General features: G+C 22.7%; 9 protein-coding genes. 4 read left to right on the top strand and 5 right to left on the bottom strand.

The annotated features are described in order from the left end of the window. Window positions 1-1150: 1150 nt before the first annotated feature. Both rpoH and aroC read left to right on the top strand, forming a co-directional pair. Window positions 1151-2011: an RNA polymerase sigma factor RpoH gene (gene rpoH, locus WEOB_RS01895; RefSeq protein WP_281264080.1), complete on the top strand. Its 861-nt coding sequence runs from the start codon at window positions 1151-1153 to the stop codon at window positions 2009-2011. A 267-nt stretch (window positions 2012-2278) separates the two neighbouring features. Continuing rightward, window positions 2279-3358 carry a chorismate synthase gene (gene aroC, locus WEOB_RS01890; RefSeq protein WP_281263852.1) on the top strand — a complete coding sequence of 360 codons (1080 nt, stop codon included), beginning with the start codon at window positions 2279-2281 and terminating at the stop codon, window positions 3356-3358. A 237-nt stretch (window positions 3359-3595) separates the two neighbouring features. Here aroC and WEOB_RS01885 read toward each other — a convergent pair whose 3' ends face one another. From WEOB_RS01885 to WEOB_RS01865, 5 genes are all read right to left on the bottom strand, one after another. Continuing rightward, window positions 3596-4513 carry a peptidoglycan DD-metalloendopeptidase family protein gene (locus tag WEOB_RS01885; RefSeq protein WP_281263851.1) on the bottom strand — a complete coding sequence of 306 codons (918 nt, stop codon included), beginning with the start codon at window positions 4511-4513 and terminating at the stop codon, window positions 3596-3598. Window positions 4514-5607: 1094 nt separating this feature from the next. Next, a complete protein-coding gene (eno, locus tag WEOB_RS01880) occupies window positions 5608-6906 on the bottom strand; it encodes a phosphopyruvate hydratase (RefSeq protein ID WP_281263850.1) in 1299 nt (432 codons plus the stop codon). A gap of 1428 nt (window positions 6907-8334) precedes the next feature. Next, on the bottom strand, window positions 8335-8847 hold the full coding sequence (gene mreD, locus WEOB_RS01875) for a rod shape-determining protein MreD (RefSeq protein WP_281263849.1): 513 nt from the start codon (window positions 8845-8847) through the stop codon (window positions 8335-8337). Window positions 8848-8908: 61 nt separating this feature from the next. Beyond that, on the bottom strand, window positions 8909-9727 hold the full coding sequence (mreC, locus tag WEOB_RS01870; protein ID WP_281263848.1) for a rod shape-determining protein MreC: 819 nt from the start codon (window positions 9725-9727) through the stop codon (window positions 8909-8911). Window positions 9728-9814: 87 nt separating this feature from the next. Further along, window positions 9815-10858: a rod shape-determining protein gene (locus WEOB_RS01865; RefSeq protein ID WP_281263847.1), complete on the bottom strand. Its 1044-nt coding sequence runs from the start codon at window positions 10856-10858 to the stop codon at window positions 9815-9817. A gap of 795 nt (window positions 10859-11653) precedes the next feature. On the opposite strand from WEOB_RS01865, the gene aroQ reads away from it, so the two are divergent. Together aroQ and accB are read left to right on the top strand one after the other, a co-directional pair. Further along, complete coding sequence (gene aroQ / locus WEOB_RS01860; RefSeq protein ID WP_281263846.1) at window positions 11654-12109, top strand: type II 3-dehydroquinate dehydratase; 456 nt, start codon at window positions 11654-11656, stop codon at window positions 12107-12109. An 18-nt stretch (window positions 12110-12127) separates the two neighbouring features. Next, the gene (gene accB, locus WEOB_RS01855) at window positions 12128-12607 is read left to right on the top strand and encodes an acetyl-CoA carboxylase biotin carboxyl carrier protein (RefSeq protein WP_281263845.1); all 480 of its coding nucleotides are present in this window, start codon (window positions 12128-12130) and stop codon (window positions 12605-12607) included. The last annotated feature ends 4 nt before the right edge of the window (window positions 12608-12611 follow it).

Here is a 12611-nt window from a genome sequence, read left to right as displayed (position 1 = left end):
TTTAGAAATTGTTTTTTGTGTTTATTTAGTTTTATAGTTTATTTTAATTATTGTGAAATTTTATTAATTTTAATAAATAACAAAATTTTTAGAATAAATTTTTTGTTTTATTTTAAAATATTTTATTATTTTTGTACAAAAATAAGAAATTTATATATAATGAGAATATAGTATATATTTATAGCTTTATAGTTTAAATTATGATGTTTAATTTGAATATGTTGTATCATGTTATGTAATATTTTTTCAAGAAAAAATTTTTGGTTTGTATTAAATAGAAAAATTTTATTTTGTTATATTTGCGTAATTTATATTTGTTTATTTTTTATGTATTTATTAGATATAAATAAGTATTTTATTTTGTAGTTTTTATATTTAGTTTAAATTGTAATATTAATTTTATTGGATAAACGTATAAATTATACGCTTGTAGATTTGTAAAAATTAATATTTGATTTTTAGTTCAATGATTTTGTATTTTATAATATAAATATAATAAAAATTATAGATTGTTTTTTTGGATGTTTAAAGTTTTTTGAACAAAAATTTTTAAAATGTTGAATGTTAGTTTTTTTGAAATTCAATTTATGTGTAGTAAATGTTAAGTATGTTATGTTTGTATTTGATTTTATTTTTTTAATATGAGTATTATAAAAATTATATTTAATGATTATTTTATGAAATTATTATTTTCATTGTTTGATTTGTATGTTTGTATAAATTTGATATGTTTTTGATGGTATTGTATTTTAAATGTTTTGTTATTGGATATATTAATATTTAGATTCCATAATTTAAATGGAAATTTTTTGAATTAGTATTTATCATAATTTAATTTTATATTATTTTAATAAGAGTTAAATAATGTTGTATTTATTTTATATGTATTTAATATTTGTATATATTATTTATATGCAAATTTTGTAAAATAATTTTTAAGATGTTGTATATTGTTTTTTATAAAATAGATATTGGTTTGAGTAATTAATGTATTGTAAAAAAATGTTTCTTTGCAAATATATTGTATTGTAGATGTTAAGTTATATATTGAAGTGAATTCTATTTTGTATAGATGGAATTTGTGTAGAATTTAATGTTATTTTATGAAATAAAATATTTTATTATGTTATTTTGTATGCAGGGTAAAAAAATGGTTAAAAGTATAAAAATGTTGTCTCCAATTTTTTCTGCTGGTTTGAGTACATATATTAAAATTGTTAATACTTATTATTCGATATTAACAGAGCAAGAAGAAAAGAAATTGGCTGAACGTTTATATTATAAAAGTGATTTAAATGCAGCGAAAAAATTAATTTTAGCGCATTTACGTTTTGTTATTCATATTTCTAGAAATTACTCTGGATATGGTTTATCTCAAGCTGATTTAATCCAAGAAGGAAATATTGGTTTGATGAAAGCGGTTCGTCGTTTTAATCCAGAGGTAGGGGTCAGATTGGTATCTTTTGCTGTTCATTGGATAAAGGCTGAAATTCATGAATATATATTACGAAATTGGCGCATAGTAAAAGTAGCTACAACTAAATCGCAACGTAAGTTATTTTTTAATCTTCGAAAAACTAAGCGTCGTTTTTCTTGGTTTAGTCAGAGGGAAATAGACATGGTTGCTAAAGAATTAGGTGTAACTAGTAAGGATGTTCGTGAAATGGAGTCTCGTATGACTGAAAAAGATGTGACATTTGATTTGATTTCTTCAGAAGAATGTTGTGAAGGACAAAAGCTAGCTCCGATATTGTATTTGTATGATAAATCTTCTGATTTTGCTAATAATATTGAAGAGAATAATTGGGATAATTATACTTCAGATAAATTAAATACGGCTTTGAAGAAATTGGACCCCCGTAGTCAAAATATCATACGGTCTCGTTGGTTAAACGGGGAAAATAAAATAACTTTACAAAAATTGGCTGATCAATATGGTCTTTCTGCCGAAAGAGTTCGACAGTTGGAAAAAAATGCTATGAAAAAAATTCGTTTATCGATTGAATCTTAAATTAAATTTGATGTATATTGTATATTTAATACAATAATTGCGGGAATTTATATGTATTTATTTTTTACTATTTTAATGGATTTTATCATAAAATGAGATAGAATAATATAAAATGAATTGTGAAAGGTATTTTAATTTTTATTTTTTTATATAATTTTGTTTTTCTTGGAACGCGGTTTGTTTATATTTGTTGAAGTTATTTTTTTTAGATTTTTTATGTTTTTGTTTATTGGAATTTTATAAAATTAAAGTATATTTGGAGGAAGAATGGCTGGTAATAGTATTGGACAATTTTTCCGTGTTACTAGTTTTGGAGAATCTCACGGTGTTGCTTTGGGGGGTGTAATAGATGGAATGCCTCCAGGAATTTTTCTTGATGAAACAGATATACAACACGATCTTAATCGTAGAAGACCAGGAAAATCTCGTTATACTACTCAGAGGCGTGAGTTGGATATAGTGGAAATTCTTTCTGGAACTTTTAAGGGCTTGACTACAGGAACCAGTATTGGTTTAATAATTAAAAATACTGATTTTCGATCCCAAGATTATAATGAGATACAACATGTATATCGACCTGGTCACGCAGATTATACGTATGATTGTAAATATGGGTATCGTGATTATCGAGGTGGGGGAAGATCTTCAGCAAGAGAAACAACTGTTCGTGTTGCTGCTGGTGCAATTGCAAAGAAATATTTATCTAAATATGGTGTAGAAGTACGAGGTTTTTTATCACAAATAGGAGATATTTGTTTAGAGTTGAAAGATTTAGATGAAATTGAAAAAAATGATTTTTTTTGTCCGGATATTAATCGTTTGGAAGAATTAGATGTTTTAATTCGTAAATTAAAAAAGTCAGGAGATTCCTTGGGGGCGAAAATTACAGTTATTGCAAAAAATGTTCCTCCAGGATTAGGGGAACCTGTTTTCGATAGATTGGATGCTGATTTGGCGCATGCATTTATGAGTATTAATGCTGTGAAAGGAGTTGAGATTGGTGATGGATTTTCTGTAATAAGTAAGTATGGAAGTGAAAATAGAGATGAAATTACTTCTAAAGGTTTTATGAGTAATCATGCTGGAGGAATTCTGGGGGGAATAAGTAGTGGTCAGGATATTATAGCACATATTGCTTTTAAACCTACTTCTAGTATTAGAATTCCGGGTAGGACTATCAATAATGTAGGGAAGTTAGTAGAAATAGTGACTAAGGGAAGGCACGATCCTTGTGTTGGAATCAGGGCTGTTCCTATTGTTGAGGCTATGATGGCTATTGTTTTAATGGATCATTGGTTAAGACAGCAAGCTCAATGTATAGATGTGTTTCAAAAATATTTGAAATAATTGTTAAATAAATTAGATGTGAAATTTTGATTTATTATAATATTTTTATTAGTTTGTTTAAAATTAGATAAAATAATATTTGAAGATATAGGTTTTGATTTTTTAATATTTTAAATAATTTTGGGATATTGTTTTATGAATTTTTATTATATAAATGTATTGAGGGTATTTTTTTATGAATATTTAAAGAAAGTTTTTATAAAATTAGTTTTATGAAATATTTTATTTGTATATTTTTTATTTATTTATTCGCAAATAATGTAGTGGGTTTATTGGTTTTCCTTTATAATACATTGAAAAATGTAATTTTATTTTGTTAGTTTCTGTTTTTCCCATAGTAGCAATTTTTTGTCCTGTTTTGACTCTATCTGTTTCATTAACTAATATTTTTTCATTATGTGCATATACGCTTAAATAATTGTGGTTTTCGTGTTTAATTATGATTAAATTTCCGTATTCTTTTAAATCGTTTCCTATATATACTACTTTTCCATTAGCTACAGATAAAATTGGTTGTCCTAAATTTCCAGATATGTCGATACTTTTATTTTTGTTATTTTTTATGGATGTGTAATTTGGTATATTTTCATTTTTTACTGGCCAATTCCAGTTAATAATAGTACTTTTTTTGTAATTATTATTTAGAGAGCTTTTTTTGGAGTTTTTTGAATGTAATGAATTTTCTTTTTTTATTTTTATTTTTTTTATACTATGTTGTATGTGTGTTAATAATGTAATCTTTTTATTTTTTTTATGAAAAATGTTTTTAATTTTATTGGTTTTAATGATATTTGTTATTAAAATTTTATTGTTTTTTAAATAATATAATGAAGATGTAGTATTAGATTGGTTTTTGTAATGAGGTTTATTTTTTTTTTTAGATAAAACATTTAGTATAAAAAATATTTTTTTTTTGGTTATTGTGAAAAAATTTTTAAGATACAATAAATTTGTATGGAATATATGATTTTTTTTATTATTAATACTATAATAAATTAAATTATTTTTATTTTTTTTTTGATATAGATGATTGTAATGAGAATGCAAGTAAATATTTTTTTTTTTGTTATTGTGAAAAAATTTTTTTATAAAATTTAATTTTTTGTTTTTTGTTAGCATGCAAGAAATTTGTTTCTTTGCTTGGGGTAATGTCATATCATTTTTTTTTATATATGTGTAATAATTATTATTATATATAGGATTTGTAATATTTATCGTTATTATAGTATAGATAGAAATATAGTATTTCCAACTATACAACATTATATGTCTCCTTTATTTTTTGTTTATCATTTTTTAAATATTTTGAATTTATTAGTTAAATAATTTTATGTATTTGATATATTGCATTAATATAAATGCAAGATTGAGAAAATATTTTTGTGAATTTTTAAGTTTGTTTATATTTGAATTATAAAATTGTGTTGATTTTTTGTAAGATTGCATTTGAGGTTTTATTATATTTTAGTTTTTGATAAATTAGAAATTTTAACAGATATTTTATAGAATTTTATTAAAATTAATTATTTAATTTTTGTTTTGGTTGGAAATTTAATTTTGTTTTGATGTTATGTTATATTAATTTTATTAGTAATAGCGATAATTTTAAATATTGTTTGTATATTTTTGAAGATATAAATTAGTTTTTATAAATTACTTTATTTAATTTTTATGTTTTAAAATAATATAGAGTTTTTATAATAAAATAGTGTTTTTTAACATATTTATTGAAAAGAAAATTTGTTTAAAAGTTTTATATATTTTATTATTTTATATATTTTACTATAATTTAGTAATTTAAAAATGGAATTGTATTTAAAAATAAAGAAAACTTTATATTTTAATATTATATATAATAAATTATCTATTGTTTTTTATAAATTTTATTGAGTATTGTTATTTAAAAATATGATTTTTCAATGAAATGATTCAATTTTTATGTTTAAATTAATGATTTTTTAAAATTATATATTTTATATATATATGGAGATATTTGATATTTGTTGATTAAATATAAAATGAGCGTTATTAAAATAATTTTATTTTCGTAATAGGAGAAAAAATTTTGATTATATTTTAATGAGTTTCAAAAAATTAAATTTATAAATATTTTTTAAGAATTATAGTATATAAATTTTTGTAAAAATTTATAAAAGTTGTTTATCATTATATATGATAACATGAAATGATATATTATTTTAATAATATAAATAAAATTAATCATGAAAATTTAAAATTCATGTTTTAATTTATTGATTTTTAATTTCTTTTAATCCATTAAAAATAGCATTATCGCCTAAATGTTCTTCTATTCTGATTAATTGATTGTATTTTGATGTTCTTTCTGATCTGCTAAGTGATCCTGTTTTTATTTGTCCAGATTGAGTTCCTACTGATAAATCAGCTATGCTGGTATCTTCTGTTTCTCCAGATCTATGTGAAATGATTGTGGTGTATCCATATTTTTTTGCTGTTCTTATTGTTTTAAGAGTTTCGGTTAATGTTCCAATTTGGTTTAATTTGATTAATATAGAATTTGCAATATTATTTTTTATTCCTTTCTTTAGGAGTTTAGTATCAGTTACAAACAAATCATCACCTACTAATTGAATTTTTTTTCCTAAAATTTTGGTTTGGTAGGAAAATCCTTCCCAATCTGATTCGTGCATACCATCTTCTATAGATAAGATTGGATATTTTTGAATTAATTTTTCTAGGTAATGTGTAAATTCTTTTGAAGTAAATTTTTGATTTTCATTTTTTAGATAATATTTTTTAGTGTTTTTTTCGAAGAATTCTGATGCCGCACAATCAATCGCTAAAGTTATATCTTTTCCAAGTATATAATTTGATTTTTTTATTGCTTTTTTGATAAGAGATAAAGCTTCTTTATGAGATTTTAAATTAGGTGCGTATCCCCCTTCATCTCCTGTAATAATTTGTTTTTTTTGAGATATTAGTATGTTTTTTAGATTGTGGAATATTTCTACACCCATTCTTATTGCTTCTTTTATATTAGTAGCACTAATTGGTTGTATCATAAATTCTTGTATATCAAGATTATTATAGGCGTGTTTTCCTCCGTTCAATATATTCATCATAGGTAACGGTAGAGAAAATTGTTTATGTGTTCCGTTTAATTCCGCAATATGTTCATACAAATACATGTTTTTATACGCTGAAGCAGATTTCGCTACAGCTAATGAAACAGCTAATATACTATTAGCACCAATTTTACTTTTTTTTTCTGTTCCATCAAGTTCGATCATTATTTTATCTATAATATCTTGATTTTGTGCATCATATCCTTTTAGTGCTTTCATTATTTTTTTATTTATTATTTGAACAGATTTTTTTACTCCTTTTCCGAAATATCTGGAGATATCATTATCTCGTAATTCTAAAGATTCACGAGATCCGGTAGAAGCTCCTGATGGAACAGAAGCTAAACCAATGAAATTTTTTTCTAAATGTACTTCTGCTTCCACAGTAGGGTTTCCTCTAGAATCAATAATTTCTCTTCCAATAATTTTTGTAATTTTAGACATTATATTTACCTAAATATTAATAAATTATATGTTATTTGTTTTTGTTTATTTACATGATTAGTTAATATGATGATTTTTAATAAAAAGTAACAGGTAATATGATTTTATTATGAATAATTATGTTATTATTTTAGATAATTTATTTTTATCATAAAGTGTTAATTTATAATTTTGAATTTTTGTTGTGTGTATGAAAGTAAATTTTTTTATTTTTAGATGTATATTAAATTGTATTGGATAATTATAAATAAAAATTTTATTTTTTTTAAAATACTCATTTTTATTATTAAACTTGTATGAATATACTATACTCTATTTCGAAAAATAAGAAAAGTAAATAATTGATGGAGTATATTGTAGTTGTTTTATTCTAAATAATGTTGTGATATATGAAAATTTGGTTTTTATATTTTAAGATTTTATATTTATTATAATGCTATCACTGTATTGTTTTTTGTAATAGATTTATTGTTTTGTAAACATGTGATTTAAATTAATTTTGTATTTTAAGAAATTTTGTATTTGAAAAATTTTTAGTTTTCTAGCGCTAATTAGTGTAAGTTAGGGTTTTAAAGTTTTATAAATTTAAAATTTTATTTTTTTATAGAGATAAAGAATAAATATTAAAGATATTTAATGTTTAATTTTGTATTAGATTAACTATAGCAGTTGTTAAGAAATAAACAATTAATTGATTTTAGTTAAAATGATAAATTTTTGTAAATTCATAAATTTTATATGAATATTTGTTAACATAAATTTTTGAATTTATATAATATTTATTACAATTTATTTTAATTGATATTTTGTTTTCAAGTTGTAATATGCGTATAAATAAGTGCTGAGCTATTTATGGATGTTTTATAAATAGATCATTTATGTATAAAAGATTATTTTATTTGAACCAATTGAATTTTGTTTTGATAAGTATATTAATTAATATTTTATTATGTTTGCAATTTTGATTATTAAAGAGTGTGTTATATTGATTGTATATGTTGTTCGTGTAGTATTATTTAGTAAATTTTAAATATATTATATTAAATATTAATTTAATGATTATTGATTTTATAGGCATAAAAGATATTTAAAGAAATTTGTTTAATTTTGATTAAATATGTATGTTTGAAATTTTTTATATTTTATTATAGTTTTGATGTTTGTTTGAGTAGAATTAGTTAGTTTTTGTTTTGTGGAAATTAATTTTAAAATTATACAATGAAATAATTTACAAAATTTTAATCAGGTGTTTGATTTTTTTGGATAAATTATTCTATTTTTGTAATAAATGTTTTATAATATTAAATATTATTCAGTCTTTATTTTATGAATTAAAAGATATTTTATGAAACAAATGTTTTTATATAAAAGAAAAGTTTTTTATATGGGATATAAGTGAATTTTATATCAATATTTATTCTAATTTTGTTATTTTTTATTATGTAATTTGTTCATAATTTTTTGTATGCATATCCATAATATATTATTTATTATACATTCTATTAATAATTGAATTGTATTTATGTTGAATGTTTTAGTTTTTATATAAAGTAATTTGTTGTAAGATATGATAAATTCTGTTATTAAAAATAATAATGTTATTATTATTATTTGTTTGATATAGTGCATTTTTTTGAAATTTTGGAATTTAACTGTTATCAAATAACTTAGTATGCTGAATGATAGTGCGTGTGTTCCTAATATTGAATAAAACATTATATCTGTTATTAATCCGATTAAAAAGCTATTTCCTATATTTATTTTGTTTGGTTCTGTTGATAACCAATATATTAAAAAAAGATTTATGAGTGATATTTTATATGTTGAAAAGTAATTTTGAATTTTCAAATAAGTAATTTGAAGTATTATTACAATTACGAATGAGATCCATATTTTTAATTGAATGTAGTATTTGTTTTGTTTTTTTTCGTAAAGTTTCATTTTAATTTTTTTAAATATTTACTATCAAGATTTATTTTGTTTGTAGAAATTGAGAAAAGATTTATATTTTCCAGTACAGAAGTAAGTAATTTATATATTTTAATTGTGCTATTGGTTTTGCTAAAAAAGTATAATATGGATATTTAAAGCTTTTTAATATTGAAGATATAATAGCTATTGGATATCCATTAGGGAAGTTTCCGTCTAAACCTGATGTTATTAATATGTCTCCTATTTTTATATTATTTTTTTTTGGAATATGTTTTAAAATTAAGCTTTTGTCACAGCCGTTTCCAATTAGTATGGCATGAATGTTGTTTCGTAGTATTTTTACTGGTATTGCATGTAATTTACTACAAATTGGTGAGATTTTGCTTATATTTTTATCAATTGCAACAACTTTTCCTATTATTCCTGATTCATTTAATGTTGGTTGTCCTAAATAAACATCATGTTTTGAACCTTTATTAATTATTATTTGGTCTTTGTTAATATGTAAGTAGTTTAACAAAACTTTAGCAACTATTTTTTTTTCGTTTTTTTTAATAGGAAATCTTAGTAATTTTGATAATTGCATATTTTCTTTTTTATAATATTCTAAAAGAAGTTGTTCATTATTTTTTATTAAATATTTTTTGTATAAATTATAATTTTCGAATTTTAGTTTATCGTATTTTATAAATACGTCGATTATGTGATGCAATGTTTCAAATGGAACATTAATTATGTAATAAATCGGATTAATAATATTTTCTAAATAGTATTTTATTTTATCTAATGCATTTGAATGTTTTTCTATAAAAATAAGTGAACAGGATAATAAAATAGCTAATAAAATTTTTAATTTTGGAAGAAATTTTTTTTTAAAAATTTTTTTCATAAAGTTACACTTTAATATTATGGAATAGTAGTAATATTCATGTTAATAAGTTTAGATAATATTAGTTTTGTAATTTATTATATAAGTTTATTCTTCATCAAATATATCTCCTCCGTGTATTTCAATCATTTCTAATGCTTTTCCCCCGCCACAAGCAACACAGGTTAATGGGTTTTCTGCAATAACTACTGGAATATCAGTTTCTTTCATTAATAGACGATCTATATTTCGTAATAATGCACCTCCACCAGTAAGTACTATTCCCCTTTCTGAAATATCAGAAGCTAATTCTGGAGGAGATTGTTCTAATGCTACCATTACAGCACTAACAATTCCTGTAAGTGGTTCTTGTAATGCTTCTAATATTTCTTTGGAATTGAGCGTGAAGCTTCTAGGTACTCCTTCTGCCAAATTTCTTCCTCTTACTTCAATTTCATATGTTTTGTCGTCAGAGTATGCAGAGCCGATAGTGTGTTTAATTCGTTCTGCTGTTGCTTCACCAATAAGAGATCCATAATGTCTTCGAACATAATTAATAATTGCTTCATCGAATCTGTCTCCTCCGATTCTGACAGATGAAGAATATACAACACCGTTTAATGAAATAACTGCAACTTCAGTAGTTCCTCCTCCTATATCAATTACCATAGAACCGGTAGCTTCTGACACTGGTAACCCAGATCCTATTGCGGCTGCCATTGGTTCTTCAATAAGAAATACTTCTCTTGCTCCGGCTCCTTGTGCCGATTCTCTAATAGCTCTTCTTTCTACTTGCGTCGCCCCGGCTGGAACACAAATGAGAACCCTAGGGCTAGGGCGCATAAAGTTATTTTTATGCACCTGTTTGATAAAATATTGTAACATTTTTTCTGTTATATAAAAATCGGCAATAACACCATCTTTCATAGGTCGTATTGCTGCGATGTTTCCTGGTGTTCTTCCTAGCATTTGTTTAGCTGCTGTTCCTACTGCTGCCACATTTTTTGGAAATCCTGCTTTGTCTTGTCTAATAGCAACAACGGATGGTTCATTTAAAACAATTCCTTCTCCTTTAACGTAAATGAGGGTATTCGCTGTACCTAAATCTATGGACAAATCGTTAGAAAATATTCCCCTGATTTTTTTAAACATTTTTGAAAATATCCTTTAAATGAATTAGGAAATAGTTTGTGTTTTCAAAATTTTATGTTTTATTGAATATTATGTGATATTTTGTATAAAAGTTTGTGTAAATTTTTTAGATTTTATTGGGTATTCAGAAAAATACTTACAAATATTTTATTATACTATAAATTGAATAGATTTTGTTGTAAAATATTTGTGATTGCTTTAAATTAGATGTGAGAATATATGTTTATTATTTATTTTATATAATAGATATTTATTTAAAAAATATTTTATTAATTTATAAATAGTGTGAATTTTTATGTGTTTTTGTATTTTATTTTTAAAGTTGTTAATTTATTAATTACATTTGTATTGTTTAGTATTGATTTATATGATATTTATATAAATTTTCAGGCTTTATTTTAAATTTAAATAAAATTGTATTAACATGAGAGATATGGGTGGTTTTTTGGATTTGTAATTTTGATTTTTAATAAAATTAATTTAAAGTAAAATTTAAAAAATTTATGATATTATAAAAAGCAGAAATTTTTAGATATGTTATAAATTGATTTTTGATTGTAAATATTATTTGTTTATATTAAATCGATATTATATTAGTACATTATATTTGATTATAATAATTTTGTTGTATGTTAAATTATGTTTTGGTATTTGATTTTGTCAGATTTTATAATTTATAAAATTATTTTTATGAATTATTATCACATTCATTTGTTGATTATTTGATTAGGATTTTAAGTTTAGTGAATATTTGTGTGTATTTATTATGTGAAATAGTTTTGAGGTATTTAGAATATGTCTAAAATTTTTCGAGTTTTGCTTGTTAATGGTCCTAATTTAAATTTACTTGGTATTCGTGAACCAGAAAAATATGGATACGAAAATTTAGATGGCCTTGTTGATAAATTGTGTAAATTATCTTGTAGTTTGAATATTGAATTAAGTCATGTGCAATCTAACGCAGAACATATTTTAATCGATGTTATTCATCAATCTATATGTAATAAAATAGATTTTATTATTATTAATCCAGCTTCTTTTACACATACAAGTGTTGCTCTTCGGGATGCTTTATTAGCAGTGAATATTCCATGTATTGAGGTGCATATTTCTAATATTTTTTCTAGGGAATCTTTTCGTCACCACTCTTATATTTCTGATATTGCAGTTGGGGTAATATGTGGTTTTGGATTAGATGGATATTTTTTTGCTTTACATATGATATCTAAAAAATTATCAACTTCTAATTAGGTTAAACTTGGTCATTTTATGGATATTCGTAAAATTAAAAGACTCATTAAATTAATAGAAGAATCTAGTGTTTCTGAGTTAGAGTTTTCTCAAGGAAAAGATTCTATTCGTATAAGTCGTTTTATAAGTAATTCTTATGATTCGATAATTCGAAAAAGAAAAAATTTTCTTTCAAAAAAAAATAAGGATATTGTACCTAAGTTTTCTGTTTTATCAGATTTAAAGGAAAATACGAAATCTATTTCTTCTAATTTTGATATTGATGGACATATTATACGATCCCCTATGGTAGGTACTTTTTACAGAGCGGCGTGTCCAAATTCAAAACCTTTTGTGGAAATTGGAGAGGAAGTTAATGTTGGTGATACTTTATTTATTATTGAAGCGATGAAGATGATGCATAGGATTCAATCAGATAAATCAGGTGTAGTGCAAATTATTTTTTTAAACGATGGACAACCAGTTGAGTTTGATGAACCGTTGATTGTTATTAAATGAACTG

Origin of the sequence: Candidatus Westeberhardia cardiocondylae (assembly GCA_001242845.1) — a bacterium.
In the GTDB taxonomy this organism is placed as follows: domain Bacteria; phylum Pseudomonadota; class Gammaproteobacteria; order Enterobacterales; family Enterobacteriaceae; genus Westeberhardia; species Westeberhardia cardiocondylae.
The sequence above is the reverse complement of the archived record's forward strand: the minus strand, read 5'-3'. Positions and strand labels throughout refer to the sequence as shown.

What these genes read in the sequence shown, in the direction of transcription:
- rpoH (WP_281264080.1), top strand. Translation starts at nt 1,151, where the DNA reads ATGGTTAAAAGTATAAAAATGTTGTCTCCAATTTTTTCTGCTGGTTTG.
- aroC (WP_281263852.1), top strand. Translation starts at nt 2,279, where the DNA reads ATGGCTGGTAATAGTATTGGACAATTTTTCCGTGTTACTAGTTTTGGA.
- WEOB_RS01885 (WP_281263851.1), bottom strand. Translation starts at nt 4,513, where the DNA reads ATGACATTACCCCAAGCAAAGAAACAAATTTCTTGCATGCTAACAAAA.
- eno (WP_281263850.1), bottom strand. Translation starts at nt 6,906, where the DNA reads ATGTCTAAAATTACAAAAATTATTGGAAGAGAAATTATTGATTCTAGA.
- mreD (WP_281263849.1), bottom strand. Translation starts at nt 8,847, where the DNA reads ATGAAACTTTACGAAAAAAAACAAAACAAATACTACATTCAATTAAAA.
- mreC (WP_281263848.1), bottom strand. Translation starts at nt 9,727, where the DNA reads ATGAAAAAAATTTTTAAAAAAAAATTTCTTCCAAAATTAAAAATTTTA.
- WEOB_RS01865 (WP_281263847.1), bottom strand. Translation starts at nt 10,858, where the DNA reads ATGTTTAAAAAAATCAGGGGAATATTTTCTAACGATTTGTCCATAGAT.
- aroQ (WP_281263846.1), top strand. Translation starts at nt 11,654, where the DNA reads ATGTCTAAAATTTTTCGAGTTTTGCTTGTTAATGGTCCTAATTTAAAT.
- accB (WP_281263845.1), top strand. Translation starts at nt 12,128, where the DNA reads ATGGATATTCGTAAAATTAAAAGACTCATTAAATTAATAGAAGAATCT.